This window comes from Moorena sp. SIO1G6 (genome assembly GCF_010672795.1).
Classification (GTDB): Bacteria; Cyanobacteriota; Cyanobacteriia; order Cyanobacteriales; family Coleofasciculaceae; genus Moorena; species Moorena producens.
Genome location: NZ_JAAHFZ010000038.1, coordinates 1 through 16960, shown reverse-complemented (window position 1 = coordinate 16960; position 16960 = coordinate 1). Strand labels below are relative to the sequence as shown.

Below are 16960 nucleotides of genomic sequence, written 5' to 3'. Positions count from 1 at the left end.
ACTTTTGTCATGGAAATTTATTCATAAATTTCATAAGCTGTAGAAGCAGTCATAAGCATTAAGTAAGCTGATGTCAGCTCGGACAACTCCTCAGGTTTCCACCATTAATCCTTCAATTCCCAAAATCCTGCGCTATGTGGAATGGGCATTCTTAGTCATGGTGACCCTGAGACTGATTTTTCCCATCCTGAATAAATCATTGCCCTATGAGGCCAATAACAGTAACTATCTAGTCTTCTGGGTATTTGGAGTTTTGGCAATTCTGAGCTTTTTCTTTCCAATTCGTCGCCCCATGTGGCAGCGACGAGCCTATATCTTTGCCGAAATTGGCTGTCTGTTACTGACACGTATCTTTACTCAGGTGGGTTTGGATCTCTTTCTGTTTCTATACTTAGCCAAAAGCTGTTTTCTGTTGCGTCGCCGGGACGTTATCATCACGGTGGTTTTAGCCGGTATTGCCTGGCATATAGGTTTTGCGTGGTGGTTTATGAATGCTTTTCTAAGTGATATCTCAAACCCAATTGAAGAGCAGAAAGCTCTTTTTGAAGAGCGAGTAAAAATCATCCAAGAGGCTCCCCAAGTATTGCTTGCAGATATTATTTTCAATAACCTTGTACTCTATATTTCTATGAGCATACTTATTCTTCTGCTCTGTTTAACCTTGGTGGCTGAGTACAGGAGTCGTCAGCAAGCAATCGCCTTAACTCAGGAAGTTGAATTGCTAGCGGCAGATTTAGAACGCACCCGCATTGCTCGCGATATTCATGATTCATTGGGGCATACTTTGACCTCTCTTGATGTGCAGCTAGAATTAGCACAACGACTCTACGAACGAAACTCTAATAAGCTTCAACCAGCGTTAGACACGGCCAAAGTGCTGGCCAGCCAATCCTTACAAGAAGTACGTCGGGCGGTGACCACCATGCGAGAAGAGACCTTTGATCTTAATAAGGCCCTGCCACAGCTGCTGGAATCTTTTACATCCAACCCATCCATAACGGTTAAAAGCAAAATAGATTTGCCCCAGCTGCCGTTACAAACCAATCATCAGCTTTACTGTGTGCTTAAGGAAGGATTGGAAAATATCCGCAAACACAGTCAAGCCCAGGTTATTCACCTCAAGGGATATGCTTCGGCTGATGCGGTTATCCTTGAGCTAAAGGACGACGGTATTGGCTTTGATATTGCTAAACCCACCCAGGGTTTTGGCCTCAGGGGTATGCAGGAGAGAGTTCAGCTGATAGGCGGATCGATACAATTAGATAGCACACCGGGACAAGGCAGCTGTATTCAGATTAGGATACCACGATGATTCGACTTCTATTGGCTGATGATCAACCCATCTTTCGTCAGGGACTGGCGGCACTGTTGTCCCTGGAGGATGATCTCGAGGTGGTGGGTGAAGCCAATCACGGTGAAGAGGCCATTGCCCTCACGGAGAGGTTACAGCCTGACATTATCTTGATGGATGTGCGGATGCCCATCTGCGATGGCGTGCAAGCAACCCGAGAAATCCATACCCGCTACCCCTGGATTCGGATTCTGGTCTTAACCACCTTTGACAATGATGACTATGTGTTCCAGTCTCTTCAGGCTGGGGCGTTGGGATATTTGCTTAAAAGTACTCCAGCACCTAAGGTGGCAGCGGCCATTCGTAGTTTGCATCAGGGATACAGCCAATTAGGTCCTACCATCGCTCCAAAGGTGTTTTCTCAACTGAATAATACCCAACCTGAACGGGAAAAAACAGATTATCATGCTCAATTCAATCAGAGGGAACTACAGATCCTGAAGCTGTTGGGACAAGGTAAAAGCAATCGAGAAATTGCAGCCGCCCTTAATCTGACCGAAGGCACGATTAAAAATCATCTAACTAATATTTTCTGTGAGTTGGATGTTCGCGATCGCACTCAGGCTGCCCTCTGGGCTCATCAGCATCTTTAATGTGCATTAAATTAAACTATTTTATCACTATTTTATCTGGAAAATCATCATAGCAGAGCTTTTTTGGTAAAAACTAAACTGCAACAACCAACCCACGGGATGATTACCTGAGTTTGACGTAATAAAAATAGCAATAATTCCGGAATTTGGACAAATATTTTCTGAATTAAACTATCATATTTTATAGCCGTATAAGTATAGATTAGGACGTTAAATAAACAGCCAAATCAACTCTTAATACGAAATTTTTCGATAGTAATTATTTATTTTATCACTCGATTTTTAATCGAAAATCAATAATGTTCTATTTTCTTTAAATCAGGAGAATAGGGGGGCAAATAGTAAGGTGCGCGCCTCCAAGGGCGCGAGCAATTCCTCGCGCCCTTGGGTAGCACCTGAAGTTAACAACCGGCTGATTCAACTAATTATCGAATTTTTTATCCTCTCTTGGTGCGCCTTCCCTAGGCGTTCGCGGAGCGGCGACCTAGGAGTTGGAAACCTCACGGTCGCACCGCTATGTAAACTAGCTTGTCTGGCTTCTTTTTAGAAATTTTTTCTAGAAACTCTTGCCTTTTTTATTCATCCCTTTCTCGATAACCGTAAGTTTTTTTTTCGGGTATAACCGATTTTTTTTAAGGCAATACCAAAAGTCCTATCACTAATCTTTTCGTAAGCATTCAGCCGTCAGCCGTCAGCCGTCAGCCGTCAGCCGTCAGCTAAAGTAACTCAGCATTATTCCAATGCTTACCTGTTGTCTTGATCCCAAGCGCGAGTGGGGGAAACCACGGCAGCGCGGTCATGGGGGGAACCCCCAAGACCGTAATGGTGCGTTTTCCGTAGGCGAATTTAATTCGCCACGGGTCGCACCTCTGCCTCCCCAAGACCGTAATGGTGCGTTTGACCCGTAATTAAATTCGCCACGGGTCGCACCTCTGCATCGCTTATTCAAAAGCACCATCTGTAGCACCTCAAGTAGCGTGCGCATTAGCTGATAGCTGATAGCTGATAGCTGATAGCTGAATACTTACATCTTTTCTGACCATGCTTCTGCCATTTCATTCTGAGTTGATCTACCATGAGATTGTACAAATTCCCTAAATCTCTCCAAATCAGCTATTTTCGGATTATATCCCTTTTGATAACCCTCTTTTGGCCTATAATCTCCTGTTTAATTTCTCTTTTTTAACCAGATATCAATTGTATTTCGGCTAATTTTCAATAAACGACTAGCTTGAGTTTTTACCATGCCATCGTCGATAGCACTAATCACTTTTTTTCTTAAATCGTAACTGTAAGGAACTGCCATTTTATTAATTTATTAACAAGTCCTGGCTATTTGGCTTTTTGACTATTATGTCCTAAGCTTTGCTTCGACTGCTATATCATATGTTGGAGAAGATCTATACTGGCGTAATGGTGATGCCACTGAACTAGCAAGAAATACCCAACAGATTCTTATGTTGGGGAAGCGCTTTTAAGACTTAGATAGCTTTAGGGGCGACATGGGCTCTAAAAAGCTTACTATATTTTGAGGCTAATGAGCTATGGCTTGATACAGTCGAGAACTTATTTTTGTCCTGATTCACAAATTTTATCGACGATCTCTTGCCCAAGATGCCACATCATCCTCCGACCAAGGCAATGGCGGACTGGTGCTATAGTCAATAAAATACTCGTACCCTAACTGGTCATAAAGCTGATCCACCAATGTCTGTAATTCTACCATTGGTTCGGTATCCCCAGGAAGCAGGGGAAGCGGAAAAGAGGGAATGCGATCGCTTAAATTAAAAAGGTACAAGTCAGCAGTGGGACGGGTATTAGAACGACTGACTAATATCCGATAATGACTCGGATTACTGCTGTTAGAAACAGGCAAGGGTTCCCCATCTCGCAACAGGTCAATTTCTACCAGATGAGTCATACTCTCCAAAATCTGCTGGCGTTTGGCTTCGTATTTAAGACGCCCTTCTCCTCGTTTATTGGCAGGGGAGATCACTTCAATCGCTGTTACCACTTCCTTGGTGGCTACATCTTTAACCTCGATGTAGGATTGTCGCACTTCTTCTCGTAAAGGAACAGCTACCTTAATCGGTTGAACTGACGGTTCAGATACCGCAACTGCTGTAGCCATTGCGACTGAAGCATCTCGGCTTTGTTGAACCGTAACATCTGGTCTACCAATGGCAATCTTCGTTGAGCCAGCAATCTTATAAACCCACTTATCGGTAACCACCCGATATTTAGGTAGCAGTTTAGGAATTAATGCTCTAGCCAAAGCTGCCAGCAATTGATTGTGGAAATCCGACCAATATTCCGGTTGTTCAAGGTAGGGATTCATCCCTGGAAATGGGTTAGGCATATAGCATTTTGATTTGAGTTGTGAACATACTTCCTTAAGGAAAGGCAAGAGGCATGCATGCTAGAGGCAAGAGTTAATCAAGTACAGAGGGATTTTGGGTAAGGATTTGAGCTCTTAAGATTTACGCTATAAATTAGCTCTAAGGATTTCAGCTTACATGTCGCCCCCCAGGATTGCTCTATAGTATAGATGCACCATTATTGTTAACGCAATTACAACAACGTAACATGGTACCATTATCTCTCAGAAGTCTATGGGCTTTTCTGCTGAGCGCGGTTTTGATAATTCCTGCCGTGATGCTCTTCCCCGCTCCAAGCCAAGCCATGGTTAACGCTGAAAGCGGGAGCATACAAAATGTAGAAAACCCCCAAGTAGCACCAATCACTGGCAATCTTAAACTAATTACTACAGCAGCGGGCAATGGAGCAGACACCTTTATCCGAGGTGGTTCCTACTCTAGTAAGAATAATGGAACAAACGGTAAATTAGTCGTCAAGCTTGATAACACCGTCTCTTATAGCCGCAAAACTTACCTCCGATTTGATCTCAGTGAGCTGAATGATGGTATTGATGATGTGAGCCTGAATTTGAGTACGATAAACCTTCCCAACACCAAAGGATCTATTGAGTTTTATGGCTTGAATGATGGAGTAGACGAAAATTGGTCTGAAACCAAAACCACTTGGAATAACGCGCCGGGTAATGATACTTACTCTACCAATTTATTTCTCTCAAACCAAACAACTTACTTAGGGAAACTCCCTGCAGCTTCTATAGCGACAGGAGATTCTTTTAGCTTTAACTCACCTGAGTTACTAGATTTCATCAAAGGTGATACTGATGACATAGTGACTATTCTGATTAATCGTGCAGAATATAAAGCCCCAGATGCCTATATCGTTTTTGCGTCTAAAGAAAGCACTGAGTATAGCCCTCCTACACTAATGGCTACTCTGAAACCTGCTGTTCAAAGCAACCATGAAACTGATACAGCCAATCTTTTTGAGCTTCCCGATTGTGTCAATTCCGATTGTAACTGCTCGGATTTTAAGACTCAGGAAGAGGCACAGGCTGTGTTTAACTACTTTGAGGATGATCGTTTCCGTCTAGATGGGAACAAAGATGGTCTTGCTTGCACCAGTCTGCCCCATGCCAAAGCTCCATAACCTTTAGTCCTCCACGACTTACCAATGTTCTAGATCGCTCTTATTGAAACCAATCCCAATTCTCAGCAGGAGGATTGGGTTTTGGCTCACATTCCGCATTTCAAAGTAGTACCTAGGCACAATTAATGGCATTGCCTATTTATGCGATCGCACCCAACTGTTTCAGGGTTGCTTTCTGTGCCTCAGTTAATCCTGTCACTCCAGTGATATTCATCGCTTCGTAGAGTCTGGGAGCTCTGAGAATTTTCAGGCACTTCCCCGTCTTAGTGTCCCAAAGCCTCACCGTTTGGTCTTGAGAGCCACTAGCTATAATTTGACCATCCCCACTAAAGGCAACAGAAGAGACCAGATGGGTATGTCCGGTGCAAGTGTGGCGGCACTCCCCTGTCGAAACATCCCACACCTTGACAGTTTGGTCGTGAGAGCCGCTAGCGATAGTGTTGCCATCGGGACTGAATGCCACGGAAAAGACCCAATTGTTGTGTCCCCGTAATAGTTTAGAGCATTCACCCGTACTCAAATCCCAGAGGCGTATCGTTTCGTCTGTACTACAACTGGCCAGGATATTATCCTTAGGACTGAAAGCGACGGATTTGACCCGATTACCATGTCCCTGTAACGTTTTCAAGCATTCCCCTGTGCTAACATCCCACAGCCTCACCGTTTGGTCAGTATTGCTACTGGCCAAGGTTTTACCATCACTACTGAAAGCCACTGACCAGATCTGATTAGTATGTCCTTCCAAAGTGCTGACGCAGTCACCAGTACGCTGATCCCAAAGCCTCACCGTTTGGTCAGCACTGCCACTGGCTAGGGTTTTCCCATCACCGCTGAAAGTGACGGAATAGATCCAATCAGTATGTCCGTGCAAAATCCTTAAGCATTTTCCCGTCTTGATATCCCAAAGCCTGATAGTTTCGTCTCTACTGCTACTAGCTACGGTTTTACCGTCAGTACTAAAGGCCACTGAACACACGTGAGCAGTATGTCCGTGCAAAATACTGATACAGCGATCGCTATGATAATCCCATAGTCTGACTGTATTGTCGTTACTGCCACTTGCCAAGGTTTTACCATCAGGACTGAAAGCCACTGGAAATACCCAATCAGTATGTCCCTGCCAAGTTTTCAAGCATTGACCAGTGCCCCAATCCCAAAGTCTGACAGTTTGATCTAAACTCACACAGACTAGGGTGTTACCTTCAGGACTAAACGCCACAGAAAAGATCTGATTAGTATGTCCATGCAAGGTTTTCAGGCAAATACCAGTGTGGTAATCCCATAGCCTGACAGTATGGTCACCACTACCAGTAGCTAGGGTTTTGCCATCAGTGCTAAAAGCCACTGAGTAGACTCCACTACTATGTCCGGTGTGAGTACTAACACAGCTACCAGTCCTAGCATCCCAAAGTCTGACAGTGTGGTCATTACTGCCACTGGCTAGGGTGTTGCCGTCAGTGCTAAAAGCAACTGAGCGTACTCCACTGGTATGTCCAGTACAAGTTCTAACCCAACTACCAGTGCTAGCATCCCAGAGTATTACAGTGTGGTCATCACTGCCACTGGCTAGGGTTTTGCCATCAGTACTAAACGCAACTGATCTCACACAACCGGTATGTCCAGTAAACCTGTTGAGGCATTGACCCGTGTCACCATCCCAGAGTATTACGGTGTGGTCGCTACTACCACTAATCAGGGTATTACCTTGAGGATTAAAAGCAACTGAGAACACTTCATCAGTATGTCCAGTACAAGTTTGCAAGCAGCTGCCATCACTGACTTGCCATAACTTGACGGTATGGTCAGCACTACCACTGGCTAAGGTTTTACCATCCCGACTAAACGCAACAGAGCGTACCCAATTAGTGTGACCCTCACAGATTACCAGTAGTTTACCAGTTTGCACATGCCATAGGCGAATCTGAAAATCTGTATCACAGATTGCCAACATCCTCCCATCTGGACTAAATGCTGCCGATAACATATTCCCTAGGGTTTCAGTAAACACTGAGCCAGCCAAATCACAGCCAGCGAAATTGACATTATGTAATTTCAGTCCCTGTAGGTTGGCTTGCCAAACTGTCAGGCCAGAAAAGTCATAACCGTTTAAATCAATCTGTAATTGATTCAGTAAATTAATAGTATTACCACTGACATATCCCATCTGGAGAGTAGATTTTTTCACCCCAGGAGTCGGGGCGCGCAGCATTGAGAGGATTTCCAGGAGATGATTTTCCAGCTGTTTTGTAGAACCAAAACTAGAGAGTAATTTCTCAATAATCGGTTCTAGAATCAGACAAACTTGAGCATCCCGAACATAGTCAGGGGCGCTGGCTTTGAGTAGGGAGTGAGTGCGGAAGATAGTGATATTTTGACTAATAATCTCTTCAGGAATCTGCTCGATCAGTCGATTAATCATGTATTCCATGACTACAGGTTGTTGGGTAAACCCAGTTGAGGTTTTCTCAATCAATGACCGCCGTTGTAGAGACCCTACAGCTTCTAAAATATCCGTAGCGCATAGGTAGCATACAAAGTCTTCTTGCAGTTCTTCAAGAGAAATGGGTTCCCGATTGATAGCTAGCCAGTACATCAGTTCCTTTTCTGTGGAGGTAAGGCGCTGAAAGTGCCGATCTAGTAAATCCCGAATATCATCAAAAATGAATGAGCCTTCCTTTAAAAAATCCAGAAACTGAGCAATATTGCTATCAAAAAAGTCTCTGACTGCACAGGCTACCATCTTTAAGGCTAAAGGATTTCCGGCATAACGCTCAATTAGGGTCATCCATTGGGTGTCATCCCCAATAAAATGTCCTTTTTCCTTAAAGATTTCCTGTCCGTGGGTTTCTGGTAAACCTTTGAGTGGGAAGCAGCGAACCGGTAAGGCTTCCCCCTCCAGAATGTTCAAGTCTTGAGGTGGCTCCCGGGAGGTCATCACTAGGCAGCTATTGTGGGAAGTTTCCCCAATAGTTCTGAGTAGCTCACCGTATCCAGCATATCCCTCTCGATAGCCACCGCTGCGAGAACCACTTTCGAGGATCGATTCGGTATTATCAAGAACCAGCAGGCAACGGGCCGTCTGTAAATACTGAATCAATCGCAAAATTTTGCCATCCACAGACGATGGTAAATTCGTTTCCTGCTGCACAGACAGAAATTGAATCATGTCTGCCAGGACTTCCTCTAGGGGCGGAGCATTCCGTAGACTGCGCCACATCACAAACTCAAATTTATCCTGTAGCAGATGGGCTAACTTCACAGCCAAGGTGGTTTTGCCAATTCCCCCCATCCCTAGAAGTGCCACCAGGCAGCAGTTGTCCTGTAGAATCCATTCCTGTAGGGTATTCAGTTCCTGCATCCGACCGTAGAAACTCCTCGGTTCTGGAGCTCCACCCCAATCAAGATGTCCAATTCCAGCCAGAGCAGTTGTCGATAGCGCTGTTAGCTCCATCTGATCTATCTCAATCTCATCCGGCTCAACTACCTTTTCCCAATCAAGACCTACAGCACTACAAATGGCCATGAAGGTGTCAGTACGAATTGACTGTCTCCCCCAAAATCGGTTTAAGGTTGCCCTAGAGGTAAATGCACTGGTATACCAAGCTACCGCTGTTTTGTTCCATCTTTTCTGACGTCTAGCTTGGTCTACTAATTTAAGTCCTGATTCAGATGCTCGCACGGAATTCATCATAACTCCACTCTCTTGATTTGCTTAACCCCCAATCCATAAGGTCGATCGCTATGGCACCATCCCTAATCCAGCCACCACTATACCTAACTCTTTAATTTATGGGTGACCAAAAAGGCAGGCAATGTAGAAATGTTATGGAAAGTTATGGAATTAGTTAGGGAAGAGGGAATCTGAGGGAAACATGAGAAAAATCTCAGAAACACAGCATAACTGAAACCACTGAGACAAAAACTGAGACAAACCAGTTTGAGCTCTAGGCTAGCAGAGCTGGTTGTAAAACTACAGTTCCCGACTCCCTACTCCCTCGGTGCGCTTGACTCCCGACTCCGAAGTGCCCTTTGCTATGTAAGTTATCCTGTTGAGTTCAACCTGAGCCAAATCTAAGAAATTCCTGAGATTACTCTAAAAAAAACCAGACAACTCACCTGAGTTCCAGTTACTAAGACAAAAACTGAGGCAAAAACTGAGACTTTCGGTTTGTGAGTGTCAGGCAAGATGGAAATATCGAGATTGAGCTAAGTGCGGTGAAACACTAAAAGTTAGTTTTCCAGTAAGCATTCAGCGTGTCGCGTATCAGCTATCAGCGAACAGCGATTAGCGCTATACGCACGGTTATTGAGGAGGAAACTGTTTTGAATAAAAGAGGTAAGCATTCGTTTAATCTCTGTTACGGAAAGCACCTCAAGTAGCGTGGCCATAGGCCAAACAGGTTTATTTTAAGCATTAGGCTGACAGCACCTCAAGTAGCGTGGCCAACGGCCAACGGCTGACAGGTGACGATTTTGGAAAACACCACATCATGTAATCAAGTCAAAAGGAGTCTCTTATGTCTCTTGGTAAAAATTATCGTTTGGCAAGAATTCTCAAAGGATTAGACAACTATTTTATAGTTCCAATTGACCATGGGTTTACACTTGGTCCGGTTAATGGTCTGGCAAAAGTTCATCAATTCATCAGATCGTTACCGGAGAAAACCATTAGTGCAATTGTTGCTCATCAAGGGATAGCTCGGGCAATCCATCCAGGTTTAATTCAGAAAGATATATCGTTAATTTTGCATCTTTCTGGGTCAACTAACCTATCTCCCGATCCATCTTCCAAACATCTAGTCAGTAGTGTTGAACAAGCCATTAAGCTTGGTGCAGATGGAGTTTCAATTCACGTTAATCTTGGGGCAAACGATGAATACCGTATGCTCAAAGATTTCAGCCAAATCTCAGCAGCCTGTCATCAATGGGGTATGCCATTGCTAGCAATGGTTTATGCACGAGGAGAGAAGATTAAAAATGAGTACGATGCAGATGCGATCGCTCACTCAACCAGATTGGCCTGGGAGCTAGGAGCAGATATTGTCAAGGTGAACTACACTGGCGATGTTCAATCGTTTAAACAAGTTGTTAATGCTGTTGACATCCCTGTTATCGTTGCCGGAGGAGCAAAGAGCAATTCAGATAGCTCGATCTTATCGATGATCAAAGATGCCATCAAGGCTGGCGGTAAAGGCGTTGCTGTTGGTAGAAATATATTTCAACACAGTAATCCCTCATTCATTTCTCAAGAAATTGCCAAAGTTATCAGTAATCCCTATCAGTTTACCATCAAGGAGGTAGCGTAATGAAATTATCTTGGTTAGACCTTAGAAGCTTTAATGATGTTGACTATAAAGCGATGTGTGGGTCTCTAAACTCTGATATCAATGGAGTGGTGGTTGATTCATCAAGTCCAGTCATGGATTGTCATGATTCTGTCTCTCGCATTGCTTTTGTAGACAGCCCAGAAGAAGCGGAAGGATGTATCGAAAAGGCCGATATATTACTGTTTGATCATTCCTGGTATTCTGAAATAACTACTCAACCAGAAACCTACAAATCTAAAGCAGAAATTGGATTTTTTATTCATGTTATCGACGACGAGACCTTACAAACTGCTTGTAAGATAGCTAGACAGGAAAAATGGGCTGTCATCTATTTTAAAGACCCCACAAAAATTCCTCTGGAGATTGTTTTAGCATCAGCAGACAACACGGATGGCAAAATAATTACCATTGTCAAAGATATTCAGGAAGCAGAAATTGTCCTGGGGGTCTTAGAAAAAGGGTCACATGGGGTCATGCTAACCCCTAACGGGATTATCGATGCCAGAGAGCTTGGGCAACTGTGTCGTAAGGCAAACAATTTGGAAGTTTCACTGGAAGAACTTGAAGTGACAAAAATTTCCCATATTGGAATGGGAGAAAGGGCTTGTGTAGATACTTGTTCTAACTTTGCCAAAGATGAAGGTTTGCTAATTGGTTCTTATTCCCAAGGAATGATTTTAGTTAGCAGCGAGACCCATCCACTCCCCTACATGCCAACTCGTCCTTTCCGAGTTAATGCTGGTGCTATACATTCTTATTTAGTGTCTAGTGTTAGTCAAACTAATTATCTTAGTGAGCTGAGTTCAGGACACAAGGTGTTAGGGGTAAATTGTGATGGCAAGGCACGAGAAATAGTTGTAGGCAGGATGAAGATAGAAGTTCGTCCCCTACTCAGTATAGATGCAGTGTCTCAATCTGGAATTCCGGTAAACGTGATTGTCCAAGACGATTGGCATGTAAGAGTTCTTGGACCTGGTGGTAAAGTCCTGAATGTCACAGAATTGAAGCCTGGTGATAAGCTGCTTGGTCATACTGCGCCCAGTGGACGCCATGTTGGGCTTCCAGTTAAAGAGTCTTGTCTGGAAAAGTAAATAATATCATGTCCGGGAGTATCGATTACCAAAGAAACAACGACAAATAACACTATCGCGCACAACCGGACACGATATCATTTCCTTTCCTTGGAAACAGTCAACATGTATTAGCAAGTAAGAGGGGATTTAAGAATGAGTAAATTACTTAGCTTAAATGACTATAAGCCAAAACAAAATAGGCAGACTGAATCGACCTTAGGTTTTAGAAACAAATCGATTGAGATTAACTCAAGTAACCTTGAGGCAGAATTCGACTCTCAAGTTTGGGTAAAAGCCCCTGATATCCCTAACTGGATTCATTGTGAAGAAGCTCTTATTTTAGGTCGGGAATCTGATAATACCTGGCTAGCTTGGATTCCCGATTATGGGGAGATTATCTTGTCTGATAGTGAACTGGCAAATTTGATTTGAATTATCAAAAAAAAATCGGCATTATTGGCCTTACATTATCTGTTAGGTATTATCAATTATCTTGCAACACGAACTTGGATTTAACCTCATGAACATTAACCCAACTATTTTGCCATTGTACCAAAGACTTAAGTTATTCCTTACCAAGCCATTAGGATGTGGTAACTTTCTCCAGTACTCTGTTGCTAATAACCCTTATCGAAACAATGATTTTTTGTTTTTAGAAAAACCTTTTAAAACATTCACAGGGGAGACCATCAACAGGTTTAGTTTATCTTCCTTAAAAGATGTTGTGGATAACTATGCCTCTTGGTACAGGAAATCTGGTGTTCGTGAGAATGATCCTGTTGCTATCTATTTAGACGATGGAATAGGTTACTTTATCCATTACTTAGCACTAAACAACCTAGGTGCTATTCCAGTTTTGGTAAACGGTCGTATGGATCCTGATATTGCTGCTGACTTTATCAGTCGTGTTGGTGCCATTGGTTTATATTCTGATCAGAAGCACCTGGATACTATTAGTGGCTACGTCAAAACTAATGAGTCATTAAAGTTTATTGCCACAGATGTCAACAATACATCTGTTCAAAGCTCAGAGATAGAGCTTCCCCAGTGGTATCCATATTCTCCTACAGATTCTCATCCAATTATGATCTGTCATTCCTCTGGTACTACTGGAAAGCCTAAGCCAGTAATATTTGGGCATCAACAGTTTTTCTTTGGCAAACGAATTCGTCTGCTAAATTTCCCAGCTAGTCAATCCGATAAATTTTTGTTTGCCTTACCTAGTTCACATTCGGCAGGAATTAGCTACTTTATGACAGTCACCTTACTGGGATTACCCACTATGGTTTTGTCAGATTTATCTGGAAATAATGCTATTACTCAAGCTAAAGAACTTAAATCGACTATAGTAGCAGCTTTTCCACAAACTTATGCCGACATGGCTTCCCAGGCTTTAGAAAAAGACCAATTGAGTTCTGTAAAAATGTGGATTAATACGGGAGATGCTGCCCATGAAGCTCATATCAGGACTCTGGTAAATGCTGGTAATTCTAAATCAGTCTTTATTGATGGTTTGGGTGCTTCAGAACTCGGCATGGCTTTGTTTAATAAAGTCTCTAGTCGCCAGACAAGCTTGTATAATCGATATATGGGTAAGCCACGCAGTTTTGTAAAAGCTGTAGTGTTAGATGAGGAGGGAAATCTACTGCCACCCTATCAGGTAGGTTTCCTGGGTATTAAATCTCCAACTATTACACCAGGCTATTGGAATGATTCTAACCGCACCCTCAAAAGTTATAAACAAGGGTACTGGATTAGTGGGGATTTGGCTTATTATGATCAGGAAAATAAATTTTTTCACGTGGATCGTGCGGTTGATGCTATTCAGTGCGCTAGGGGCTTAGTCAATACCTTACCCATCGAAGAATTAATTTTGAAGAACAACTCAGCTGTTGCTGATTGTACAATAATTGGGGTCCCTAAGGAAAAAGGCTTCGATGGTTTGGTGGCTTTTATCAAGCTTAAAACACAAGAAAGTATTAAAGCATCAGCTCTGATTACTGCTATCAATCATCAGCTATTGTATAACAATTTGGAACCATTGTCTTTCTTAGAAATTGTCAGTAATCTTCCTGTCGGTTCAACAGGAAAAGTCTTGAAAAGGAAGCTTCGCGAGCAATATCAGGATATCCTAATTTGTGCTGAGCATAACTTAGAGGGGAAAGGGCTTTATGATTTTGCTTATGCAGAGCTAACCAAAGTTCCAATTAGGTCTTAGCTTGTTTATAAATCAACATTTTTTACTAAATGACACTAGAAGGAGACTAGTCAATGCAACAGGTTACTAAACAGCTGGTACCGGACAAATTATTAGAATTGGGGTTTGCTTTCTCAGCATCTAAGACATTCTTAAGTGCAGTCGAACTGGGAGTGTTTACTGAACTGGCTCAGAGTTCTATGACTGCTGCTGAATTGACTGAAAAACTAGGACTTCATCCCCGTAGTGCGCGAGATTTTTTGGATGCACTAGTTGCCTTAAAAGTGTTAGAATTTTATGATAACGGTTACAGTAACACTCCTGAAAGTGATTTGTTTCTTGACCGCTCCAAGCCTTCCTATATCGGTGGTTACCTAGAGATGTACAACAGCCGTCTCTATCGATTTTGGGGTTCATTAACAGAAGGGTTACGGAGCGGTGAACCCCAGAATGAAGCCAAAAATGGAGAAGACTTCTTCGGCACCCTTTACCAGGACCCTGCCCGCCTAAAACTCTTTCTGGAAGCGATGTCTGGGGTCAGTATGGGAGTAGCTAAGGCGATCGCTGAGAAATTTCCGTGGGAGAAGTTTCAGACGTTTATCGATATCGGCACCGCTCAAGGGCAGTTACCAGTAACCGTTGCCCTAAGTCACGACCATTTACATGGAAGTGGGTTCGACTTGCCAGTGGTTCGCCCAATTTACGAGGAATATGTTGCTTCGAGAGGACTTAGCCAGCGATTAAACTTCCATGGTGGTGACTTTTTCCAGGATATGCTGCCTAGTGCTGATGTTTTGGTTATGGGACAAATCCTGCATGACTGGAATCTAGAACAAAAGCACCTGTTAATTGCCAAAGCCTACGAAGTACTCCCGACCGGTGGTGCATTGATTGTCTACGACGCACTAATCGACGATCAGCGCTGCCAGAACACCTTTGGGTTACTGATGAGCCTAAATATGCTGATCGAGACCTTTGGAGGTTTCGACTACACAGGAGCAGACTGCTGTGCTTGGATGGACAAAGTAGGATTCAAAGACACTTACACTAAACCTCTTTTAGGAGCTTACTCAATGGCAGTAGGCATCAAATAATCCAATTACAGGTTAACAGGTTAGCAGGTTAGCAGGTTAGCAGGTTAGCAGGTTAGCAGGTTAGCAGGTTAGCAGGTTAGCAGGTTAGCAGGTTAGCAGGTTAGCAGGTTGAAGGTTAGCAGGTTGAAGGTTAGCAGGTTGAAGGTTAGCAGGTTGAAGGTTAGCAGGTTGAAGGTTACAGGTTAGAGTTTACAGGTTAGAGGTTATTAGGTTAGCAGGTTAAAGGTTATATTCTGAACCTTGGCCAATAGGCCACGCGATCGCGTTCAACCAAACCACCTTCAACCTTGGCCAATAGGCCACGCGATCGCGTTCAACCAAACCACCTTTAACCTTCAACCTTCAACCAAACCACCTTCAACCTTCAACCAAACCACCTTCAACCAAACCACCTTTAACCTTCAACCTTCAACCAAACAACCTTCAACCTTCAACCAAACCACCTTCAACCAAACCACCTTCAACCAAACCACCTTCAACCTTCAACCAAACCACCTTCAACCAAACCACCAAACAGGCAAACAACCTTCAACTTAATTATGACCCATATTCTTCACATTGATGCTAGTCCCCGTGGGGATCGCTCTATTTCTCGGCAATTGTCTAATCGGTTTATTCAAACTTGGAAGTCTTTCTATCCAGACGACACTGTAAGCTATCGAGATTTAGGTCATAATCCTGTCCCCCATGTGGATGAAAAGTGGATTGCTGCAGCATTTTGTCCTCCCGAAAAACGCACTCCTGAATTGGTAGAGGCAATTAAAGTATCAGATACTTTGGTGGATGAATTTTTAGCAGCCGATCGCTATGTTTTCGGCCTTCCTATGTACAACTTCAATGTTCCATCTACCTTCAAAGCATATATCGATCAAATTGTTCGATTTAATCGCACCTTTACCTTTGACGAACCTGGTCAATATCGGGGCTTAGTTCCTAAGGGAAAGAAAATGCTAATTTTTACAGCTCGTGGCGGTAGTTTTTCTCCAGGAACCCCTAGTGCTGATTACGATTATCAGGAACCTTTTTTACGGGCTATATTTGGTGTCATTGGCATTACAGATATCACGTTTATTCATGCCGATAAACTAGATTTAGGGGAAGAAGCCCGTCAGCAATCTTTGGCCAATGCCCGTGCTGAGCTTGAGAAAGCAGTAGGAACCTGGTAATTACTTCAAAGGTCAAATATTTTTGTAATTTCACCAACCAATTGAGGTATTTAAATGGAAACAAGATTGGAACTCAAGAAAGTTGAACCAGCAGCTTATCTATCCATGAATTCCTTGGAAAACTATGTGAATAAAAGTGGGTTAGATAAAACACTAATTAAGTTGATAAAAGTTCGTGCATCTCAACTGAATAAATGTGCGTTTTGTATCGATATGCATACAAAAGAAGCTAGAAGTAATGGAGAAACTGAACAACGGATATATGCCCTAAATGCTTGGCAAGAAGCGCCATTTTTTAGCCCGGAAGAGCGGGCTGTATTAGAGCTAACTGAAGCAGTGACTTTGATTTCAGAGAATCAGGTGCCGAATTCAGTTTATGAAGAGGTAAGTCGATATTTCTCAGAAACTGAAATAGCTAAACTTTTGATGGCTATTGTCACGATCAATGGTTGGAATCGTATTGCTATTACTACAAAAATGATTCCAGGTGCCTATTAGAGGGTGGTAAGCTATCAGCTATCAGCTATCAGCTATCAGCTATCAGCTATCAGCTATCAGCTATCAGCTATCAGCTATCAGCTATCAGCTATCAGCTATCAGCTATCAGCTATCAGCTATCAGCTATCAGCTATCA

General features: G+C 43.1%; 15 protein-coding genes and 2 pseudogenes. 13 read left to right on the top strand and 4 right to left on the bottom strand.

The features are described 5' to 3' along the window. Positions 1–70: 70 nt before the first annotated feature. Both F6K63_RS26330 and F6K63_RS26325 read left to right on the top strand, forming a co-directional pair. Positions 71–1312 (top strand): sensor histidine kinase, encoded by a 1242-nt coding sequence (locus tag F6K63_RS26330; protein WP_287313513.1) that lies wholly within the window; start codon positions 71–73, stop codon positions 1310–1312. Beyond that, complete coding sequence (locus F6K63_RS26325; RefSeq protein ID WP_008185384.1) at positions 1309–1944, top strand: response regulator; 636 nt, start codon at positions 1309–1311, stop codon at positions 1942–1944. The genes F6K63_RS26330 and F6K63_RS26325 overlap by 4 nt, the downstream gene beginning before the upstream one ends. A gap of 515 nt (positions 1945–2459) precedes the next feature. Here F6K63_RS26325 and F6K63_RS26320 read toward each other — a convergent pair. Further along, positions 2460–2610, bottom strand: a pseudogene (locus tag F6K63_RS26320) (IS630 family transposase); the annotation flags it as partial. 74 nt (positions 2611–2684) lie between these two features. On the opposite strand from F6K63_RS26320, the gene F6K63_RS26315 reads away from it, so the two are divergent. Beyond that, positions 2685–2852, top strand: coding sequence for a hypothetical protein (locus F6K63_RS26315; RefSeq protein WP_154659821.1), 168 nt, complete (start codon positions 2685–2687; stop codon positions 2850–2852). Positions 2853–2971: 119 nt separating this feature from the next. Here the strand turns inward: F6K63_RS26315 and F6K63_RS38015 are convergent. Together F6K63_RS38015 and F6K63_RS26305 are read right to left on the bottom strand one after the other, a co-directional pair. Continuing rightward, positions 2972–3250 (bottom strand): annotated as a pseudogene (locus F6K63_RS38015) (IS630 transposase-related protein); the annotation flags it as partial. A 285-nt stretch (positions 3251–3535) separates the two neighbouring features. Continuing rightward, on the bottom strand, positions 3536–4303 hold the full coding sequence (locus F6K63_RS26305; protein WP_287294946.1) for a DUF4058 family protein: 768 nt from the start codon (positions 4301–4303) through the stop codon (positions 3536–3538). Positions 4304–4530: 227 nt separating this feature from the next. Here F6K63_RS26305 and F6K63_RS26300 point away from each other — a divergent pair, with 227 nt between their 5' ends. Beyond that, on the top strand, positions 4531–5469 hold the full coding sequence (locus F6K63_RS26300) for a CBM96 family carbohydrate-binding protein (protein ID WP_287313512.1): 939 nt from the start codon (positions 4531–4533) through the stop codon (positions 5467–5469). Between the two features lie 139 nt (positions 5470–5608). Here F6K63_RS26300 and F6K63_RS26295 read toward each other — a convergent pair whose 3' ends face one another. Continuing rightward, on the bottom strand, positions 5609–9160 hold the full coding sequence (locus F6K63_RS26295) for a WD40 domain-containing protein (RefSeq protein WP_287313511.1): 3552 nt from the start codon (positions 9158–9160) through the stop codon (positions 5609–5611). A 246-nt stretch (positions 9161–9406) separates the two neighbouring features. Between F6K63_RS26295 and F6K63_RS26290 the strand changes: the two genes are divergently transcribed. From F6K63_RS26290 to F6K63_RS26250, 9 genes are all read left to right on the top strand, one after another. Beyond that, a complete protein-coding gene (locus tag F6K63_RS26290) occupies positions 9407–9544 on the top strand; it encodes a hypothetical protein (RefSeq protein WP_158026374.1) in 138 nt (45 codons plus the stop codon). A gap of 442 nt (positions 9545–9986) precedes the next feature. Next, positions 9987–10775, top strand: a complete 789-nt coding sequence (locus F6K63_RS26285; protein WP_071104057.1) for a 2-amino-3,7-dideoxy-D-threo-hept-6-ulosonate synthase — start codon at positions 9987–9989, stop codon at positions 10773–10775. Continuing rightward, positions 10775–11887: a 3-dehydroquinate synthase II family protein gene (locus F6K63_RS26280; protein WP_071104058.1), complete on the top strand. Its 1113-nt coding sequence runs from the start codon at positions 10775–10777 to the stop codon at positions 11885–11887. Before F6K63_RS26285 ends, F6K63_RS26280 begins: the two co-directional genes overlap by 1 nt. A gap of 135 nt (positions 11888–12022) precedes the next feature. Further along, positions 12023–12301, top strand: coding sequence for a hypothetical protein (locus tag F6K63_RS26275; RefSeq protein WP_071104059.1), 279 nt, complete (start codon positions 12023–12025; stop codon positions 12299–12301). Positions 12302–12389: 88 nt separating this feature from the next. Beyond that, a complete protein-coding gene (locus F6K63_RS26270; protein WP_287313510.1) occupies positions 12390–14087 on the top strand; it encodes a class I adenylate-forming enzyme family protein in 1698 nt (565 codons plus the stop codon). Positions 14088–14140: 53 nt separating this feature from the next. After that, the gene (locus F6K63_RS26265) at positions 14141–15160 is read left to right on the top strand and encodes a methyltransferase (RefSeq protein ID WP_287313509.1); all 1020 of its coding nucleotides are present in this window, start codon (positions 14141–14143) and stop codon (positions 15158–15160) included. 240 nt (positions 15161–15400) lie between these two features. Beyond that, a complete protein-coding gene (locus F6K63_RS26260; protein WP_071104062.1) occupies positions 15401–15697 on the top strand; it encodes a hypothetical protein in 297 nt (98 codons plus the stop codon). Positions 15698–15699: 2 nt separating this feature from the next. Continuing rightward, positions 15700–16326 carry an FMN-dependent NADH-azoreductase gene (locus tag F6K63_RS26255; RefSeq protein ID WP_287313508.1) on the top strand — a complete coding sequence of 209 codons (627 nt, stop codon included), beginning with the start codon at positions 15700–15702 and terminating at the stop codon, positions 16324–16326. A 54-nt stretch (positions 16327–16380) separates the two neighbouring features. After that, positions 16381–16824: a carboxymuconolactone decarboxylase family protein gene (locus F6K63_RS26250; RefSeq protein WP_071104064.1), complete on the top strand. Its 444-nt coding sequence runs from the start codon at positions 16381–16383 to the stop codon at positions 16822–16824. Positions 16825–16960: the final 136 nt, after the last annotated feature.

Bases quoted from the DNA above. Each gene is read 5' to 3' on its own strand.
- F6K63_RS26285 (WP_071104057.1), top strand. From the start codon at position 9,987: ATGTCTCTTGGTAAAAATTATCGTTTGGCAAGAATTCTCAAAGGATTA.
- F6K63_RS26300 (WP_287313512.1), top strand. From the start codon at position 4,531: ATGGTACCATTATCTCTCAGAAGTCTATGGGCTTTTCTGCTGAGCGCG.
- F6K63_RS26255 (WP_287313508.1), top strand. From the start codon at position 15,700: ATGACCCATATTCTTCACATTGATGCTAGTCCCCGTGGGGATCGCTCT.
- F6K63_RS26305 (WP_287294946.1), bottom strand. From the start codon at position 4,303: ATGCCTAACCCATTTCCAGGGATGAATCCCTACCTTGAACAACCGGAA.
- F6K63_RS26270 (WP_287313510.1), top strand. From the start codon at position 12,390: ATGAACATTAACCCAACTATTTTGCCATTGTACCAAAGACTTAAGTTA.
- F6K63_RS26280 (WP_071104058.1), top strand. From the start codon at position 10,775: ATGAAATTATCTTGGTTAGACCTTAGAAGCTTTAATGATGTTGACTAT.
- F6K63_RS26330 (WP_287313513.1), top strand. From the start codon at position 71: ATGTCAGCTCGGACAACTCCTCAGGTTTCCACCATTAATCCTTCAATT.
- F6K63_RS26295 (WP_287313511.1), bottom strand. From the start codon at position 9,160: ATGATGAATTCCGTGCGAGCATCTGAATCAGGACTTAAATTAGTAGAC.
- F6K63_RS26275 (WP_071104059.1), top strand. From the start codon at position 12,023: ATGAGTAAATTACTTAGCTTAAATGACTATAAGCCAAAACAAAATAGG.
- F6K63_RS26315 (WP_154659821.1), top strand. From the start codon at position 2,685: ATGCTTACCTGTTGTCTTGATCCCAAGCGCGAGTGGGGGAAACCACGG.
- F6K63_RS26265 (WP_287313509.1), top strand. From the start codon at position 14,141: ATGCAACAGGTTACTAAACAGCTGGTACCGGACAAATTATTAGAATTG.
- F6K63_RS26250 (WP_071104064.1), top strand. From the start codon at position 16,381: ATGGAAACAAGATTGGAACTCAAGAAAGTTGAACCAGCAGCTTATCTA.
- F6K63_RS26325 (WP_008185384.1), top strand. From the start codon at position 1,309: ATGATTCGACTTCTATTGGCTGATGATCAACCCATCTTTCGTCAGGGA.